The following is an 18,351-nucleotide window of genomic DNA, read 5'->3' as shown; positions in this document are numbered from 1 at the left end:
CTTACCCGCGTGAGGTATGACGTTTGCCAATCGGCAACGGCGGTGGCGTTGGGCGGCTTTCACGTTCGTGGGTAATCATCTCCAGCGCCTGCTCGCGGCTCATGCTGCTGGCCGGGGTCAGTAACGTCACCACAACCGAAGCCACCAGGCTCGTCAGTACCGCCGGAATACACGGGTTGCCCCAGAACGCCAGCCAGTCGCTATCCACCAGCACCGCAACCGATGCTCCGGCGCCGCCGGCGAGCGCGGCGACCGCGCCCTGCCAGTTAAAGCGTGTCCAGAAGCGGCCAAGCATGGTGCAGATAAACATGCCGGACATAATCATCGAGATCATTTTGGTGATATAGCTGATGATGTCATTGGAGGTCAGGGCAAACAGCAGCGCCAGCGCAATCACCAGAACCAGGAAGATCCGCGACAGGCGAATCGCTTTCTCCGGCGCGGGCATATGGCCGGTCACCAGGGTGTAGAGGTCGCGCAGCATGATGGACACCGCGGCGATGGCATCAGAGCTACCGGAAGACATATTGGCCGACATGCCGGCAATCAGGATCGCCATCGCCAGCACCGGCGGCAGCACCTGGGTGGCAAATAAGAAGGCGAAGCCGCTGTTTTCCAACTGCGGGTTCATGGTCCATACCGCCATACCGATGATCGCCGGCAGGAAGGAGAAGCCCAGATACAGCAGGCCGGTAATCGTGAAGGACTGACGTACCGAGGAGACGGTCTTCGCCGAGTAAATACGCTGGCGATAAGAAGGCGTCGCCAGCACGCCGACGCCGATCACCATCGCCAATGATAGCGCCGGCAACACGCCTAATTTATCGACCGCGAACAAGCTTTGCGCCGCCGGATCGACGGCCTGCTGAATATGGCTCCAGCCGCCAACGTGATGAACCGCCAGCACCGCCATTAAAATAAAGCCGACGAACAGTACAATCGATTGAATGGTATCGATCCACACCACCGCGGAATAGCCGCCAATACCGACATAAACCACAAAAGCCAGCGCAATAATAATTTTTGCGACATTAATATCAATGCCGCTGGCCCACGCCAGATATAATCCGCCACCTAATATATGCGCCCCCAGCCAGCCGATAGAAGCAATAAAAATAAGTATCGCGACGAGGTTTTTAATTATTTTACTGCCGCCGGTGTAATACGACATTTCTTCACTCATGGTCATGAAGCGAAGTTTGCGTACCGGAGCGAATACCCATGCCACCAGCAGAATCCCCACCGCGCCGCCGAGGCCGTAAAGCATCCCGGCCCAGCCGTTGCTGTAGCCAAAGCCGACGGCGCCGACGCTGGAGCCGGTGCCCACCATGGTGCCGACCGTCGAGCCGAGAGTGAGGATCATCGGCAGCGAACGGCCGCCAAGTAAAAAGTCTTCGCCGGTTTTCTGTTTGCGCGAAACGTACCAACCTAAGGTAATCATCGCGCAGGCATAAACGGAAAACCAAATCATAAATGACATATTATTCATGGCTCACATCCAGACGTAATAAATAATATTCGTGCCGCTGAATATTATGAGTTAACAGGAACCATGCCTGAAAAAAGGCATAGCGAACCCAGTGGCACCGATTTATTTATTCACTCTGGTGCCGATATCACACTTTTTTGATGCTCCCTCCCGGAAAGGGAGGGATTTATTTTTAGGTTTCGAGCGTTATTGTCGCGCAGCGTTAAAACAGGTCACATCCACTTCAACTTTGCAATCCACCACCAGGTCCGCCACGCAGCAAATGCGCGCTGGCGGATTATCGCCAAAGAACTCGCGAAATACCTTATTGAACGACTGGAAATAGCGCGCGTCGGTGAGGATCACTTTCACGTGCACTACGTCCGCCAGGCCGTAGCCGGCTTCGCTCATGATGTCGACGCAGTTCTGGATCGCCAGCCGCGATTGTTCGACGATGCCGCCTTCTACGACTTCGCCATTTTTCATTGGCGTCTGCCCGGAAACGTACAGCCAGCCGCCGGCTTCCACCGCGCGGGCGAACGGCAGATGCTGACCGCCGGTGCCGGTACCGCCTTCTACGCCATAACGTTTGATACTCATATTCAACTCCTTAGTCCATCCGACGGCGCAGGAAACGCCCTGCCCGCCCGGTAATTTTCTTATCACTGCCGTAGCTCATCACGCCGTTGACCATCACCGCCTCAATGCCGTCCGCCGGTCGTTTCGGATCGGAGAAGCTAGCAACATCGCGCACCGTCTGCGGGTCAAACAGCACCAGGTCGGCGAAGTAGCCAATTTTCACCAGCCCGCGATCCGCCAGTTGGAAGCGCGCCGCCGACAGCCCGGTCATCTTGTGTACCGCGGTAGTCAGCGGGAATAGCTGCTCGTCGCGGCTATAGTGGCCGAGTACCCGCGGGAAGGCGCCCCACAGGCGCGGATGCGGCATCGGATCGTTCGGTAGCCCGTCAGAGCCAATCATGGTGACCGGATAGCGCATCACCCGCCGTACGTCCTGCTCATCCATGTTGTAGTAGATAGCGCCCGCCGGCATCAGCCGCGCCGCGGCGTCGTGCAGGCTCACCTGCCACTCATCGGCGATCTGCTGCAACGTTTTCCCGGCCTGTTCCGGCTGCGCTTCGGACCAGGTGATCACGATATCAAACTCGTCGGTCACCTGTTTCATATCCAGCGTCGACGAGCTGGCGGAGTAGGGATAACAGTCGCAGGCGATATCCTGCTGCTGGCGCATCTCATCGAAAAACGCCAGCGTCTCTTTGGTACGCCCCCAGTTTTTCGCCCCGGCGCACTTGTGGTGCGAAACCACCACCGGCACGTTGCCGTGGCGGCCGATGCGGAAGGCTTCGTCCAGCGCCTCGAGAATCGGCTCAAACTCCGAGCGTAAATGGGTGGTATAGACGCCCTTCCCGGCTGCCAGCTCTTCCGCCAGCGCCATCACCTCTTCGGTAGTCGACTGGAAGGCGCTGGCATAGGCCAGCCCGGTACTGAGCCCTAACGCCCCCTGGCGCAGCGCATCGCGTAGCTGTACGCGCATGCCGGCGATTTCCGTCTCGTTCGCCGGACGAAACAGATCGTCCATATGGTTATTACGCAGCGCGGTGTGACCGATTAGCGTGCCAACGTTCAACGACGGTCGCGCCGCTTCCACCGCATGGGCATAAGCCTCCACGGTGGGATAGATAAAGTGCTGCTGCTCGCCGAGGAGATTCATCGGGTCCGGCACTTCCCCGCGCATGGTAGCGGTCGCCGCGCTAATCCCGCAGTTGCCGACGATCACCGTCGTCACCCCCTGGCTGAGCTTCGGCAAGTACTCCGGCATGCGGATAACGTTGATATCATCATGGGTATGCACATCAATAAAGCCCGGCGCCAGTACCCGCCCCTGGCCATCAATTTCCTGCTCCGCCGCGACGCCCAGCGCCGGGGCGATAGCCATTATTCGGTCGCCCTTCACCGCCACATCGGCACGGTATTGCGGCCCGCCGCTCCCGTCGATCACCGTGACGTTTTTGAAAAGCCAGTCAACTTTCATAGCAATTACTCCCTTTCGACATGCCGATAAGTTAACCATTTACAAGCGTAAAAAACAGTGGAAAACTACGCAAAACCCAGATCATTTTGTGATACTTTTATTCAAACCGAATAACATTTTTATATTAAAAATATATTTATCAAATAGTTATAAATGATACTCAGCGATTAACCGATTATAAACCCTGAAAGGATAGTGTTATGAAATACCATTCAGCACCGCTCATCCCGCACAAATCCGCCCTCATGTCCGCGCCGGCTAATCTGCTGGCGGAAGAGGTCTGTCTGCCCGCCGCGCTGTTAAAAAAGTCGGCGCTGGAAAACAATATTTCATGGATGCAGCGTTACGCCGACGCCCGCGGCGTGTCGCTGGCGCCGCATGGTAAAACGACAATGACGCCATGGATATTTCAGGCGCAGCAGCGAGCGGGAGCGTGGGGGATCGGCGTGGGCAGCGCCTGGCAGGCCAGCGCGGCGATGGCCAGCGGCATCCAACGCGTCCTGATGGTCAATCAGCTGGTCGGCAAGGCCAATATGCAGGTGGTCGCGCAGCTAAAAGCCCACTATCGGGCAGTGGATTTTATCTGCTGCGTCGATAGCGAGGCCAACGTGCGCGCCCTTTCCGCGTTTTTCGCCGCCCAAGGACAAACGCTGGATGTGCTGATTGAACTTGGCGTGCCGGGCGGGCGCTGCGGCTGTCGTAGCGTCGATGACGCGCTGGCGCTGGCGCAGCGGGTAAGCGATCTGCCGGGGCTACGGCTACGCGGGCTGGAATTGTATGAAGGGGTGCTGCACGGCGACGATCCGCAGCCGCAGGTGGAAGCGCTATTACAGCAGGCCGCGGCGCTTGCCTGCCGCATGGAGCCGCTGGTTGACGGCGAATTTATTCTCACCGGCGCGGGCACCGTCTGGTATGACGTGGTGTGCAACATCTGGCTGGCGGCGGCAAAACCGCGCCGCTGCCGTATCGTCATCCGCCCTGGCTGTTATATCACCCACGATCGCGGGATCTACGATCTCGCACAACAAGAGCTGATCGCCCGCGATCCAATTGCCTGCGATCTCGCCGGCGATCTCACTTCAGCGCTGGAGCTGATGGCGATGGTGCAATCGGTACCGGAGGCGGATCGCGCGGTGGTGAATTTCGGCAAGCGCGACTGCGCTTTCGACGCCGGGCTGCCGCAGCCGATCGCCCATTATCGTAACGGCCAGGAGTTAGCGCTGCGCGCGGAGTCGATCGTCAGTATCGGCATCATGGATCAACACTGCATGCTGCGCCTGGCGCCTGGCAGCGATGTGCAGGTCGGCGATATTCTGCTGTTCGGCACCTCGCACCCGTGTCTGACCTTTGATAAATGGAAGACGTTGCTGCTGGTCGATGACGACTACAACGTGCTGGACGAGCTCGACACGCTATTTTGACAGGCATCCCGGGTAGCGGCGCTTCGCGCCTTACCCGGCCTACGGTCCGTGCAACCTGCCGTTAATTTCTTCACCACACTGGCTGACACTACTGGTGCTGGTGATCTCAAAATCCCCCGGTGGCGCTGCCGCTTACCGGGGCTACAGCGCTTTGCGATTTGGTAGCCCGGAGAAGGCGCAACGCGCCGCGTCCGGGAAAACCCCTTAAAAAAGTTGCAAACCGATAACAGTCCCCGCGGACGCCGCACAATAAACCGACTATAGCCGCGTCAGGGCCTCGCGCATTCCTGCGGTCAGGATCACCTCCAGATACCGCGTAACCTGTTCAGCCAGTCCGGGGATCGCCATCAGATCTTCACCCCAATGCGCTTTATCCTGCAAAACCTCCACAACCAGTTCATGTAATGGGCGACCGTTCGCCACCTGCGCCCACCCTTCGGCAAAGCGGGCTAACCAGGCTTCATCATCCTGTAGTGGATACATCTGCCCCTCCCGCTGGCCGCGATAGAAGGCGATAAGCGCCGCCAGAGCAAACGTTAGCCGCGGCGGAATCGCGCTATGCTGGCGAATATTCGTCAGCAGCTGCGGCAGGAGCCGGGTACGGAATTTGGTCATCCCATTCAGGGCGATAGACAGCAACTGATGACGGATATACGGATTACGAAAGCGCCCGGTGACAGCACCCGCAAACTGCCGTAACTCGTCGGCAGGTAAATCAAGCGCCGGAATAATCTCTTCGCTGATGGTTTGCTGCACATAATGGCGAATGGCCTCGTCCTGCATCGCTTCACCAACGGTATCTACGCCGCACAACCACGCCACGGGGACCAGCGCAGTGTGCGCACCATTGAGAATGGCGACTTTGCGCTCTTTATAAGGCCGAATATCGTCGACGATATGAATATTAAGCGGGCAACGGTCGAGCCGCAGTTTCTTCGCCAACGCCTGCGGCCCCTGGATAACGAACAACCAGAAGTATTCGGCGGTATCAAGAAACGCATCGTGATAGCCCAGCTCTGCTTCCAGCTTTTGCGCCTCATCGCGCGGGTAGCCCGTCACGATGCGATCAACCAGCGTAGAACAGAAGGTATTGGCCGTTTCAATCCAGTCGCTAAAAGCCGCAGGCAACTGCCACTCTTCGGCATAGCGCAGCACCAGCGCCTTCAGCGCCTCGCCGTTATAATCAATCAGCTCGCAGGGAATCATCATCCAGCCCTTATCCGCTGCGCCGTCGAAATGGTGAAACCGTTCGAGCAGGAGCTGGGTCAGCTTCGCCGGAAAGCTCACCGGTGGCATATCGTCTGGCCGATCTCCGGCATGGTAGCTAATGCCCGCTTCGGTGGTATTCGAAAACACAAACTCAATATCCGGATTACGCGCCAACGCGAGATAACCGGCAAAATCCTGCCAGGGATTGATCTCATGATTCACACAACGAACGATCCTCGCTTCGCTCACCACCTCGCCGCTCTCATCCAGCCCGCGAATCACCGTGGTATAGAGCCCGTCCTGAGTATTTAACGACGGCGGAAACTCGGTGTTGATCGGGCGAATAATGGTCACACCTGCCGCCAGATCGGTTTTCTCATTCAACAGATCCAGCTGCCAGTCAATAAAGGCCCGCAGGAAATTACCCTCGCCGAACTGAATCACGCGCGTTGGGTACTGCGGCCCGGGAAAATCTTTTCTGTTTAACGTTTTCATGGCCTTCCCTGCTAAAAATGAATGACGCCTTTGATCAGTTGGCGATTGTTAATGACTTCGCTTTCGTAGATATCAGCCAACGATTTAAAATCGTAACGGTGGGTCAGCATCATCCTGGCGGTCACTTTCCCTTCGGCCATCAGCCGCCCGACTTTGGCGAAATCCTCTTCCGTCGCATTGCGGCTACCCATCATGGTCGTCTCTTTCTTATGAAACTCCGGATCTGAGAACTGCAGTTCGCCTTTAAACAGGCCGACAAAAACAATGCTGCCGCCGTGGCGAATTAAATTTACGGTGTTATTCATGGCATGCTGGTTCCCCGTCGCGTCGATCACTTTCTGCGCCAGAGAGCCGCCAAACGTCTCACACAACTGGTCGGTAAACTGCGGATCCGAGGGATCGAGAGTGGTCAGGCCAAGATGCTGCGCCACATGATCGCGTCGAGCCGGGCTGGTATCCGCCACCACCACGTGCGCCCCGTCAGCTTTAGCGATCGCCGCCGCACCCAGTCCAATCGGTCCCGCGCCAACCACCAGCACCTGATCATCTGGCTGAATAGCCGCGCGACGCACCGCGTGGGCGCTAATGGCGAACGGCTCAATCAGCGCTACGGCCTCAGGGTCAACATCATCCGCCACCAGCAGATTTTTTACCGGAACGCTGAGGCATTCGCTAAATCCGCCATCGCGATGTACGCCAATCACGGAAATCTTCTCGCAGCAGTTTGTCCGCCCACTCAGACAAGCCGGACACTGACGACACGCCACGTAAGGAATGACGGCGACCTGCTGACCGCTTTTCAGGTTAAGAATATTTTTACCTAAGCCAATTATCTCACCGCATATTTCATGACCGAGTACTCGCGGGTAGCTAAAAAAGGGTTGATTACCGCCCCATGCATGAATATCCGTCCCACAAATACCCACCGTTTTTATTTTAATCAGAACTTCATCATCACCCGGAATTGGGATCTGGCGTTTTTCCCAACTAAATTTTTTAGGTTCCTGACACACTAAAGTATTCATCGACGTCATCATTATTGCCTCCGTATTTGTTGGCTTAGATATCGATGAAAAAAACAATCCAGGATAAAGTCATTGCAAAAATTGTGAAACTCCGCGCACAAAACTGTTTTAAATCCGGTTTTAATATCCAAAAAGGAAAAAAACCACCATGAGCCGTTCACAAAACCTTCGCCACAACGTGATTAACCAGGTCATTAACGATATGGCCCGCGGATTTATCCCCTCGCCGCTGCCCTCACAAAGCGCGTTGGCTGAGATGTACAACATCAGCCGCACCACCGTACGCCATATCCTCGGCCACTTATGCGAACGCGGCGTGCTAAGTCGGGTCAATCAGGATTACCAGATCCTCCGGCTGCCCGAAATGCGGGACGGCTTCGAGGGTTCCAGCGCCTCACTGGTCGAACAGAACCGCATCTTCGAGCAGGCGTTTTTCACTATGATCAACCAGCGCCAGCTGCGTGCCGGAGAAATGTTTTCCGAGCTACAGCTGGCGCGGGCCGCGGGCGTCAGCCCGGTGGTGGTCAGAGAGTTTTTATTGAAATTCAGCCGTTATAACCTGATTGAAAGTGAAAAGCGCGGCCAGTGGAGCATGAAGAAGTTTGAGCAATCCTGGGCGGAACAGCTGTTTGAGCTGCGGGAGATGTTGGAAACCCACGCGCTCCAGCACTTCCTCAACCTACCGGACAACGACACCCGCTGGCTGCAGGCAAGAACCCTGCTTGAGCGACATCGCGCCCTAAGAGACAGCATCGGCGACAGTTTTCGTATGTTCTCGCAGCTCGATCGTGATTTTCATACATTATTACTCTCCGCTGCCGACAATATATTTTTTAATCAATCACTTGAGATTATTTCAGTTATCTTCCACTTTCACTATCAGTGGGATGAAAGCGATCTTAAACAGCGAAATATCATCGCCATTGACGAACATATGACCATTCTTAGCGCGCTTATCTGCCGCAGTGACCTCGACGCCAACCTGGCGCTGCGTAACCACCTGAACTCCGCCAAGCAATCAATGATTAACTCCCTTAAGCAGAATGCGTCCCCGCTTTATTAAGTACCGATTAAAAACAGAAAATGATTATCAGCAGCACAAATCTAAAAACGTAATCCGATACGATAAAAAAGGTTATTTATGCTGAAAACAAGTCGACTTACTTTACTGTGAAATATGTGGGTGGTGTTTAAACCATTCGATGTCACTTGTCGTTCAAATAGAATAGCCAGGAGTCAGGCGTGGAACAAAGAAATATAGCCATCGACCCGCAGACAACCTTTGAAGAAAGGAAAGCGGAGACGATTTCAGTTCCGTTAGATAATACATTACAACGTAGTGCTCGGATTAAAACAATTCAGACAACGGCAATGATTCTACTATTTCTGGCGGCGGTCATTAACTATCTCGACAGAAGTTCATTATCCGTCGCTAACTTAACCATCCGCGAAGAGTTAGGGCTCAGCGCCACCGAAATCGGCGCGCTGCTGTCAGTCTTCTCTCTGGCCTACGGTATCGCGCAGCTTCCCTGTGGGCCGCTGCTGGACCGCAAAGGTCCACGCATCATGCTGGGGCTGGGCATGTTTTTCTGGTCGCTGTTTCAGGCGGTCTCAGGGATGGTCCACAGTTTTACCCAGTTCGTCCTGGTACGTATCGGCATGGGGATCGGTGAAGCGCCGATGAACCCTTGCGGCGTCAAGGTGATCAACGACTGGTTTAATATTAAAGAACGCGGACGTCCGATGGGTTTCTTTAACGCCGCCTCAACCATTGGCGTCGCCATCAGCCCACCGATTTTGGCCGCGATGATGCTAATGATGGGCTGGCGCGGGATGTTTATCACTATCGGCGTGCTGGGGATATTCGTCGCTATCGGCTGGTATATGCTCTATCGCAACCGGGAGGATATTAACCTCACCGCCGACGAGCAGGCCTACCTGAACGCCGGAAGCGTCAACGTTCGCCGTGACCCGCTAAGCTTTGCCGAATGGCGCAGCCTGTTCAAAAACAAGACCATGTGGGGAATGATGCTCGGCTTCAGCGGCATCAACTATACCGCGTGGCTGTATCTCGCCTGGCTTCCGGGTTATCTGCAAACGGCGTACAACCTCGATCTGAAAAGCACCGGTTTTATGGCCGCCATCCCTTTCCTGTTCGGTGCCGCCGGTATGCTCATCAACGGCTACGTCACCGATTGGCTGGTCAAAGGCGGTATGGCGCCAATTAAAAGCCGCAAAATTTGCATTATTGCCGGAATGCTCTGCTCCGCCGCATTTACGCTCGTCGTACCACAGGCCACAACATCAATAGCTGCGGTGCTGTTAATCGGTATGGCGCTGTTCTGCATCCACTTTGCCGGGACTTCCTGCTGGGGGTTAATTCACGTTGCCGTGGCATCAAGGATGACCGCTTCCGTCGGCAGCATTCAGAACTTCGCCAGCTTTATCTGCGCGTCCTTCGCGCCAGTGGTGACAGGATTTATCGTCGATACGACCCACTCATTCCAGCTGGCGCTGATTATCTGCGGTTGCGTGACCGCCCTCGGCGCGCTGGCCTACGTTTTCCTGGTTCGCCAGCCGATTAGCGACCCGCGTAACAGCTAAACCTTATAGCCCTGCTGACGGCAGGGCATTAAAATCCCCATCTCCAGCCGCTTTAAGGCCAATGGCGCACCAGTCAGGACATTGTTCTGCCTCTGGGGTCTCTTATGACTCCTCTTCCCCCGCGCCATTACTCAGCGCAATAAACTCCTCCAGCAGCGTGGTCAACTGGCGCATCTTCTCCGCCGTAAACTGCGCTTCTATCTGCCGGTAGGCCTCTTCCACCTGCGCCTGGGCGCTCTCATACAGCGCCAGCCCTGCGGGCGTCAGCGACAGGTAGAGCTTGCGCTGATCGTTGACCGGTTTTAAGCGCAGCACTAAACCGTCGCGCTCCATGCGCGTCAGAATCCCGGTCAGGCTGGGGCGCAAAATGCAGGCGCGCCAGGCCAGGTCGTGAAAATCCATCGATGGGTTTTCCGCAAGGATACGCACAATACGCCACTGCTGTTCGGTCAGGTTGTGGCGTTTAACGATCGGCCGGAAATGGCCCATCGCCGCTTCTCGCGCCTGCAGCAGCGCAATGGTTAATGAATCATGCATGGTATCCCCTCAACAACGCTCACCAAAACTTATTAACAATTTAATAATTAGCCCTAATCCTGCCATGTACAACCGGTTTCTGCACCTGAAAAGTACCAGCCGCTATCAAAAATAAATATATGTAATTGATATATAAGATATAAATAAAAAACATGTAAATATTGTGTTAATCCGATCACAAAACATTCACTTCTATTTGCCAAACCGGCGCGCAAAGAATAAAAGATGATCATTAACATATTAATGAAATCCCTTCGAATCCAAAATCAGTACCAGAGGAGTGGTGAATGAAAGGTACCATCTTCGCCGTTGCGCTCAATCATCGCAGCCAGCTCGACGCCTGGCGCGAAGCGTTTCAACAGGCCCCCTACAAGACGCCGCCGAAAACCGCGGTCTGGTTCATCAAACCCCGTAATACCGTGATTGGCGATGGCGAAGCCATTCCCCATCCGCAGGGCGAGACCGTACAAAGCGGCGCGACGGTGGCGCTGATTGTCGGCAAAACCGCGCGTAAAGTGGCGGCGGAAGAGGCGGCGCACTATATCGCCGGCTACGCGCTGGCTAACGACGTTAGCCTTCCGGAAGAGAGTTTTTATCGCCCGGCGATCAAAGCCAAGTGCCGCGATGGCTTCTGCCCCATCGGCGCGCTGTCGGCGGTGCGCAACGTCGATAACCTGACCATCATCACCGAAATCAACGGCCGCGAGGCGGATAGCTGGCATACCGGCGATCTGCAGCGTAACGCCGCACAGCTGCTGAGCGCCTTAAGCGAATTCGCCACCCTCAATCCCGGCGACGCGATCCTTATCGGCACACCCCACTCTCGCGTTACGCTGCGCCCCGGCGACCGCGTACGTATTCTCGCCGACGGTTTCCCGGCGCTCGAAAACCCGGTTGTCGCAGAAGGAGAGCTGGCATGAAACAGACACGCATTGAATGGCAAGGACAGGTACGCGACGTGCTGGTCGATGAACGCGACCAGGTGCGCCTGCCCGATGGCACGGTATTGAAAGAAGGCGAATTCCGCTGGCTGCCGCCCGCCGACGGCACGCTGTTCGCGCTGGGGCTGAATTACGCCGATCACGCCAGCGAGCTGGAGTTTAAACCGCCAACCGAACCTTTGGTGTTCATCAAAGCGCCGAACACCTTTATTGGCCACCAGCAGCAGTCGGTACGCCCGGATAACGTCGAATACATGCACTACGAAGCCGAACTGGTGGTGGTGATCGGGAAAACCGCGCGCCGCGTCAGCGAAGCCGAGGCTATGGATTATGTCGCTGGCTATACCGTGTGCAACGACTACGCGATCCGCGACTATCTGGAAAACTACTACCGCCCGAACCTGCGGGTGAAAAGCCGCGATACCCTGACGCCGATCGGCCCGTGGATCGTCGCCAAAGAGGCGATCCCGGACCCGCATAATCTGGCCCTACGCACCTGGGTCAACGGCGAACTGCGCCAGCAGGGCACCACCGCCGATCTGATCTTCAGCATCCCGTTCCTCATCGCTTATTTAAGCGAATTTATGACCCTGCAACCGGGCGACATGATCGCCACCGGCACGCCGAAAGGGCTATCCGATGTGGTGCCGGGCGACGAGGTGATCGTTGAAGTCGAGGGCGTGGGCCGCCTGGTCAACCATATCATCAGCCAGCAAGCGTATGAGGAGACACTGTCATGAAAAAGATTAACCATTGGATCAACGGTAAAAACGTTGCCGGCGCAGACTATTTTCATACCACCAACCCGGCCACCGGCGAGGTACTGGCTGAAGTCGCCTCCGGCGGTGAAGCCGAAATCAACCAGGCGGTAGCGGCGGCGAAAGAGGCCTTCCCGAAGTGGGCTAACCTGCCGATGAAAGAGCGCGCGCGCCTGATGCGCCGCCTGGGGGATCTGATCGATCAGAACGTCCCGGAGATCGCGGCGATGGAAACCGCCGATACCGGCCTGCCGATCCACCAGACCAAAAACGTGCTGATCCCGCGGGCGTCGCATAACTTCGAATTTTTCGCCGAAGTGTGCCAGCAGATGAACGGCAAGACCTATCCGGTCGACGACAAGATGCTTAACTACACCCTCGTGCAGCCGGTTGGCGTCTGCGCACTGGTGTCGCCGTGGAATGTGCCGTTTATGACCGCCACCTGGAAGGTGGCGCCGTGCCTGGCGCTGGGGAATACCGCGGTGCTGAAAATGTCCGAACTGTCGCCGCTGACCGCCGATCGTCTGGGCGAGCTGGCGCTGGAGGCCGGGATCCCGGCAGGCGTGCTCAACGTGGTGCAGGGCTATGGCGCCACCGCTGGCGACGCGCTGGTACGCCATCATGATGTGCGCGCCGTCTCCTTCACCGGCGGCACCGCCACCGGGCGCAACATCATGAAGAACGCCGGCCTGAAAAAGTACTCCATGGAGCTCGGCGGAAAATCGCCGGTGCTGATTTTTGAAGACGCCGATATTGAGCGCGCGCTCGACGCCGCGCTGTTCACTATCTTCTCGATCAACGGCGAACGCTGCACCGCCGGTTCGCGCATTTTCATTCAGCAGAGTATTTATCCGGAGTTCGTTAAGCGTTTCGCCGAGCGCGCCAACCGCCTGCGCGTAGGCGATCCGACCGATCCGAATACCCAGGTCGGCGCGCTGATTAGCAAGCAGCATTGGGAGAAAGTGTCCGGCTACATTCGCCTCGGCATCGAAGAGGGCGCCACCCTGCTGGCCGGCGGCGCGGATAAACCGTCCGACCTGCCGGCGCATCTGAAATCCGGCAACTTCCTGCGCCCGACGGTACTGGCGGATGTCGACAACCGCATGCGCGTCGCCCAGGAAGAGATTTTTGGCCCGGTCGCCTGCCTGCTGCCGTTCAAAGACGAAGCGGAAGGGCTGCGTCTGGCCAACGATGTGGAATACGGTCTGGCGTCGTACATCTGGACCCAGGACGTCAGCAAAGTGCTGCGCCTGGCGCGCGGTATTGAAGCCGGAATGGTGTTCGTCAACACCCAGAACGTGCGCGACCTGCGTCAGCCGTTCGGCGGCGTGAAGGCCTCCGGCACCGGCCGCGAAGGCGGCGAGTACAGCTTTGAAGTGTTCGCCGAAATGAAGAACGTCTGCATCTCGATGGGCGACCATCCGATCCCGAAATGGGGAGTCTGATATGGGTAAGTTAGCGTTAGCAGCAAAAATCACTCACGTGCCGTCGATGTATCTGTCTGAGCTGCCGGGGAAAAACCACGGCTGCCGTCAGGGCGCGATCGACGGGCATAAAGAAATTGGCAAGCGCTGCCGTGAAATGGGCGTCGATACCATCATCGTGTTCGATACCCACTGGCTGGTCAACAGCGCCTACCACATCAACTGTGCCGACCATTTTCAGGGCGTCTACACCAGTAACGAACTGCCGCATTTTATTCGCGACATGACCTACGACTACGACGGCAACCCGGAGCTGGGCCACCTGATTGCCGACGAGGCCGTCAAGCTTGGCGTACGCGCCAAAGCGCACAATATTCCGAGCCTGAAGCTGGAGTACGGCACCCTGGTGCCGATGCGCTACATGAATAGCGATAAGCATTTCAAAGTGGTATCCATTTCCGCCTTCTGTACCGTTCACGATTTTGCCGACAGCCGCAAGCTGGGTGAGGCCATCCTCAAGGCCATCGACAAATATGACGGCACCGTGGCGGTGCTGGCCAGCGGTTCGCTGTCGCATCGCTTTATCGATGACCAGCGCGCCGAAGAGGGGATGAACAGCTATACCCGCGAGTTTGATCATCAGATGGATGAGCGCGTGGTGAAACTGTGGCGCGAAGGCAAATTCAAAGAGTTTTGCACCATGCTGCCGGAGTACGCCGACTACTGCTACGGCGAAGGCAACATGCACGACACGGTGATGCTGCTCGGCCTGCTGGGTTGGGATAAATACGACGGCAAGGTGGAGTTTATCACCGAGCTATTCGCCAGTTCCGGTACCGGCCAGGTGAACGCCGTGTTCCCGCTGCCGGCGCAGGCGTAAGGAGGCCGTATGCCGCATTTTATCGCCGAGTGTAGCGACAATATCCGCGAACAGGCCGATTTACCGGGCCTGTTCGCCAAAGTCAACGAGGCGCTGGCCGCCACCGGTATCTTTCCGATTGGCGGCATTCGTAGCCGCGCCCACTGGCTCGATACCTGGCAGATGGCCGACGGCAAGCATGATTACGCCTTCGTGCATATGACCCTGAAGATCGGCGCCGGACGCAGCCTTGAGAGCCGTCAGGAGGTGGGAGAAATGCTGTTCGCGCTGATTAAAGCCCACTTTGCCGCGCTGATGGAGAGCCGCTATCTGGCACTGTCGTTCGCCATGGAAGAGCTCGACCCGACGCTGAACTACAAACAAAACAACGTGCACGCGTTATTTAAATAATACATCGAGGCTCAAGCAGGTAGCCCGGCCGAGCAACGCGACGCCGGGGTTTGCTCCGGGCCACCCCGGGGTCGGCGTAAACGCCTCGCCCGGGCTACTCGATTGTGCACATTTCCGGTAATGCCACAGGAATCACTATGCTCGATAAACAGACCCGAACCCTGATTGCCCAGCGGCTGAACCAGGCCGAAAAACAGCGTGAACAGATCCGCGCGATCTCGCTGGATTATCCGTCAATCACCATTGAGGACGCCTACGCCGTCCAGCGCGAGTGGGTCGAGATGAAGATCGCCGAAGGCCGCGTGCTCAAAGGTCATAAGATTGGCCTGACCTCTAAAGCGATGCAGGCCAGTTCGCAGATCAGCGAACCGGACTACGGCGCGCTGCTCGACGATATGTTCTTTCACGACGGCAGCGATATTCCCACCGACCGCTTTATCGTGCCGCGTATTGAAGTCGAGCTAGCCTTCGTGCTGGCCAAACCGCTGCGCGGCCCGAACTGCACGCTGTTTGATGTTTACAACGCCACCGACTACGTCATCCCGGCGCTGGAACTTATCGACGCGCGTTGCCACAACATCGACCCGGAAACCCAGCGCCCGCGCAAAGTGTTCGACACTATCTCCGACAACGCCGCCAACGCCGGGGTGATCCTCGGCGGCCGGCCGATTAAACCAGACGAGCTCGACCTGCGCTGGATCTCCGCCCTGCTGTATCGCAACGGCGTGATTGAAGAGACCGGCGTCGCCGCGGGCGTGCTCAATCATCCGGCCAACGGCGTGGCCTGGCTGGCCAACAAACTGGCGCCGTACGATGTCCAGCTCGAGGCCGGGCAAATCATCCTCGGCGGCTCCTTCACCCGCCCGGTCCCGGCGCGCAAGGGCGATACCTTCCACGTCGACTACGGCAACATGGGCGCCATCAGCTGCCGCTTTGTTTGAGGAGAGCAACATGAACAACGCATTTAAAGAGGCGCTCAAGGCCGGGCGTCCGCAAATCGGCCTGTGGCTTGGGCTGTGCAGCAGCTACAGCGCCGAACTGCTGGCCGGCGCGGGCTTCGACTGGCTGCTGATCGACGGCGAACACGCGCCCAACAATGTACAAACGGTGCTGACCCAGCTTCAGGCCATTGCGCCCTACCCCAGCCAGCCGGTGGTGCGCCCGTCGTGGAACGATCCGGTACAAATCAAACAGCTGCTGGATGTCGGCGCGCAAACCCTGCTGGTGCCAATGGTGCAGAACGCCGAAGAGGCGCGGCTGGCGGTAAAAGCCACCCGCTACCCGCCTGCCGGCATTCGCGGCGTCGGCAGCGCGCTGGCCCGCGCCTCGCGCTGGAATCGCGTCCCGGATTATATCCACCGGGCCAATGACGCCATGTGCGTACTGGTACAGATTGAGACCCGCGAAGCGCTGAAAAATTTGCCGCAGATCCTCGATGTCGAAGGGGTGGACGGCGTGTTTATCGGCCCGGCGGATCTGAGCGCTGATATGGGCTACGGCGGCAACCCACAACACCCGGAAGTGCAGGCCGCCATTGAAGATGCCATCCAGCAAATCCGTCAGGCCGGTAAGGCGCCGGGGATCCTGATGGCCAATGAACAGCTGGCGAAACGCTATCTTGAACTGGGCGCGCTGTTCGTCGCCGTCGGCGTCGATACCACCCTGCTGGCCCGCGGCGCAGAAGCGCTGGCGGCCCGTTTTACCCACACCGCAACCACCACAACCGATAACAATAAATCCGTCTATTGAACGGATAATGTGGAGCGCAACATGACTACCTCTACCCTGCAACACAATGATAATAAAGCCGTTGAAGTAGAAAACCGGGTGATCAAAAAGCTGTTCCGCCGCCTGATTACCTTCCTGTTTGTTCTCTTTGTTTTCTCATTTTTGGATCGAATTAATATCGGCTTCGCCGGCCTGACGATGGGTAAAGATCTCGGCCTGACCTCCACCATGTTCGGCCTGGCGGCGACGCTGTTCTACGTCACCTACGTGCTGTGCGGGATCCCCAGCAATATCATGCTGGCGAAAGTTGGCGCGCGCCGTTGGATCGCCGGGATCATGGTGGTCTGGGGGATCGCCTCGACCTGTACCATGTTCGCCACCAGCCCGCATACGCTATACATCCTGCGCATGCTGGTCGGCATCGCCGAGGCCGGTTTTCTGCCGGGGATCCTCGTCTATCTGACCTGGTGGTTCCCGGCCTACCATCGCGCCCGCGCCAACGCCCTGTTTATGATCGCCATGCCAGTGACCATGATGCTCGGCTCGATACTTTCCGGCTATATTCTGGCGCTCGACGGCCTGTGGAACCTGAAGGGCTGGCAGTGGCTGTTTCTGCTGGAAGGCCTGCCGTCGGTGGTGCTCGGCGTCGTCACTTGGTTCTTCCTCAACGACACGCCGGATAAAGCCAACTGGCTGGATAATGAAGAGAAACAGGCGCTGAAGGCGATGATCGATCGCGAACGGGAACATGCGGCGATCGTCCCGGCTTCGCCGCGCTCCACGCTGCGCTCCACGCTGCGCGAAGTACTGACGCCAGCGGTGCTGATGTATACCCTCGCCTACTTCTGCCTGACCAATACCCTCAGCGCCATTAATATCTGGACGCCGCAGATCCTGCAGAGCTTCAACACCGGCAGTAGCAACATCATGATTGGCCTGCTGGCGGCGATCCCGCAGTTCTGCACCATTTTCGGCATGATCTGGTGGAGCCGCCGCTCCGACCGCCGCAAAGAGCGCAAGATGCATACCATCCTGCCCTACCTGTTCGCCGCGGCGGGTTGGCTGCTGGCTTCGGCAACGCACCACAGCCTGATCCAACTAATCGGCATTATTATGGCTTCGGTGGGATCCTTTACCGCGATGGCCATTTTCTGGACCACCCCGGATCGGGTGATCAGCCTGCAGTCGCGCGCGGTGGCGCTGGCGGTGATCAACGCCATCGGCAACGTCGGCTCTGCCGTCAGCCCACTGTTGATCGGCATTTTGCGCGATACCACCGGCAGCTTTAGCTCCGGGCTGTGGTTTGTCGCCGGGCTGCTGATTGTCGGCGCGCTGGTGCTCACCCGCATTCCGATGAGCCAGCGTGAGGACGCTGCCGCCGCGCCGGGCTTAGCGGCGCAAAAAGGCCACTAAGGAGCGGG

Annotated in this window: 18 protein-coding genes; 12 read left to right on the top strand and 6 right to left on the bottom strand. The window is 57.3% G+C overall.

Translation table 11 applies throughout. The annotated features are described in order from the left end of the window. Position 1 precedes the first annotated feature (1 nt). The 3 genes from ABLV17_RS10965 to ABLV17_RS10955 all read right to left on the bottom strand — a co-directional run bounded on the left by ABLV17_RS10965 (position 2) and on the right by ABLV17_RS10955 (position 3,518). Positions 2–1,489 (bottom strand): sodium:solute symporter family protein, encoded by a 1,488-nt coding sequence (locus ABLV17_RS10965; protein WP_348854252.1) that lies wholly within the window; start codon positions 1,487–1,489, stop codon positions 2–4. Between the two features lie 186 nt (positions 1,490–1,675). Further along, a complete protein-coding gene (locus tag ABLV17_RS10960) occupies positions 1,676–2,068 on the bottom strand; it encodes a RidA family protein (RefSeq protein ID WP_015368415.1) in 393 nt (130 codons plus the stop codon). A 10-nt stretch (positions 2,069–2,078) separates the two neighbouring features. Next, complete coding sequence (locus tag ABLV17_RS10955; protein ID WP_348854251.1) at positions 2,079–3,518, bottom strand: D-aminoacylase; 1,440 nt, start codon at positions 3,516–3,518, stop codon at positions 2,079–2,081. On the opposite strand from ABLV17_RS10955, the gene ABLV17_RS10950 reads away from it, so the two are divergent. Both ABLV17_RS10950 and ABLV17_RS10945 read left to right on the top strand, forming a co-directional pair. Next, positions 3,496–3,675: a hypothetical protein gene (locus ABLV17_RS10950; protein WP_087858235.1), complete on the top strand. Its 180-nt coding sequence runs from the start codon at positions 3,496–3,498 to the stop codon at positions 3,673–3,675. The two genes, ABLV17_RS10955 and ABLV17_RS10950, sit on opposite strands and share 23 nt — an antisense overlap. Before the next feature lie 43 nt (positions 3,676–3,718). Further along, positions 3,719–4,939, top strand: a complete 1,221-nt coding sequence (locus ABLV17_RS10945) for an amino acid deaminase (RefSeq protein WP_308958519.1) — start codon at positions 3,719–3,721, stop codon at positions 4,937–4,939. A gap of 258 nt (positions 4,940–5,197) precedes the next feature. On the opposite strand, the gene ABLV17_RS10940 is transcribed toward ABLV17_RS10945, so the two are convergent. Continuing rightward, positions 5,198–6,643 carry a tagaturonate reductase gene (locus ABLV17_RS10940; RefSeq protein ID WP_348854250.1) on the bottom strand — a complete coding sequence of 482 codons (1,446 nt, stop codon included), beginning with the start codon at positions 6,641–6,643 and terminating at the stop codon, positions 5,198–5,200. Between the two features lie 11 nt (positions 6,644–6,654). Further along, a complete protein-coding gene (locus ABLV17_RS10935; protein WP_348854274.1) occupies positions 6,655–7,677 on the bottom strand; it encodes a zinc-binding alcohol dehydrogenase family protein in 1,023 nt (340 codons plus the stop codon). 139 nt (positions 7,678–7,816) lie between these two features. Here ABLV17_RS10935 and ABLV17_RS10930 point away from each other — a divergent pair, with 139 nt between their 5' ends. Beyond that, complete coding sequence (locus tag ABLV17_RS10930; RefSeq protein WP_113374538.1) at positions 7,817–8,731, top strand: GntR family transcriptional regulator; 915 nt, start codon at positions 7,817–7,819, stop codon at positions 8,729–8,731. A gap of 179 nt (positions 8,732–8,910) precedes the next feature. Next, entirely contained in the window at positions 8,911–10,272 is a 1,362-nt protein-coding gene (locus tag ABLV17_RS10925; RefSeq protein WP_348854249.1) for an MFS transporter, read from the top strand. A 102-nt stretch (positions 10,273–10,374) separates the two neighbouring features. Here the strand turns inward: ABLV17_RS10925 and hpaR are convergent, their stop codons facing one another. Then, the gene (hpaR, locus tag ABLV17_RS10920) at positions 10,375–10,809 is read right to left on the bottom strand and encodes a homoprotocatechuate degradation operon regulator HpaR (RefSeq protein ID WP_271031600.1); all 435 of its coding nucleotides are present in this window, start codon (positions 10,807–10,809) and stop codon (positions 10,375–10,377) included. Between the two features lie 287 nt (positions 10,810–11,096). Between hpaR and ABLV17_RS10915 the strand changes: the two genes are divergently transcribed. From ABLV17_RS10915 to hpaX, 8 genes are all read left to right on the top strand, one after another. Further along, on the top strand, positions 11,097–11,729 hold the full coding sequence (locus ABLV17_RS10915; RefSeq protein ID WP_015704295.1) for a fumarylacetoacetate hydrolase family protein: 633 nt from the start codon (positions 11,097–11,099) through the stop codon (positions 11,727–11,729). Beyond that, positions 11,726–12,490 carry a fumarylacetoacetate hydrolase family protein gene (locus ABLV17_RS10910; RefSeq protein ID WP_348854248.1) on the top strand — a complete coding sequence of 255 codons (765 nt, stop codon included), beginning with the start codon at positions 11,726–11,728 and terminating at the stop codon, positions 12,488–12,490. Before ABLV17_RS10915 ends, ABLV17_RS10910 begins: the two co-directional genes overlap by 4 nt. Next, the gene (gene hpaE, locus ABLV17_RS10905; protein ID WP_009485357.1) at positions 12,487–13,953 is read left to right on the top strand and encodes a 5-carboxymethyl-2-hydroxymuconate semialdehyde dehydrogenase; all 1,467 of its coding nucleotides are present in this window, start codon (positions 12,487–12,489) and stop codon (positions 13,951–13,953) included. The genes ABLV17_RS10910 and hpaE overlap by 4 nt, the downstream gene beginning before the upstream one ends. Position 13,954: 1 nt before the next feature. Next, entirely contained in the window at positions 13,955–14,812 is an 858-nt protein-coding gene (gene hpaD, locus ABLV17_RS10900) for a 3,4-dihydroxyphenylacetate 2,3-dioxygenase (RefSeq protein WP_009485358.1), read from the top strand. 9 nt (positions 14,813–14,821) lie between these two features. Next, complete coding sequence (locus ABLV17_RS10895; protein WP_015368431.1) at positions 14,822–15,202, top strand: 5-carboxymethyl-2-hydroxymuconate Delta-isomerase; 381 nt, start codon at positions 14,822–14,824, stop codon at positions 15,200–15,202. A gap of 137 nt (positions 15,203–15,339) precedes the next feature. Further along, positions 15,340–16,143: a 2-oxo-hept-4-ene-1,7-dioate hydratase gene (hpaH, locus tag ABLV17_RS10890; RefSeq protein WP_002887487.1), complete on the top strand. Its 804-nt coding sequence runs from the start codon at positions 15,340–15,342 to the stop codon at positions 16,141–16,143. Between the two features lie 10 nt (positions 16,144–16,153). Beyond that, positions 16,154–16,951, top strand: a complete 798-nt coding sequence (hpaI, locus tag ABLV17_RS10885; protein WP_213794973.1) for a 4-hydroxy-2-oxoheptanedioate aldolase — start codon at positions 16,154–16,156, stop codon at positions 16,949–16,951. 21 nt (positions 16,952–16,972) lie between these two features. Further along, positions 16,973–18,343 carry a 4-hydroxyphenylacetate permease gene (gene hpaX / locus ABLV17_RS10880; protein WP_348854247.1) on the top strand — a complete coding sequence of 457 codons (1,371 nt, stop codon included), beginning with the start codon at positions 16,973–16,975 and terminating at the stop codon, positions 18,341–18,343. The last annotated feature ends 8 nt before the right edge of the window (positions 18,344–18,351 follow it).

The sequence above is a fragment of the Klebsiella sp. CN_Kp091 genome (assembly GCF_040065095.1).
Taxonomy (GTDB): Bacteria; Pseudomonadota; Gammaproteobacteria; order Enterobacterales; family Enterobacteriaceae; genus Klebsiella; species Klebsiella aerogenes.
This window is presented reverse-complemented; position numbering and strand designations above follow the sequence as displayed.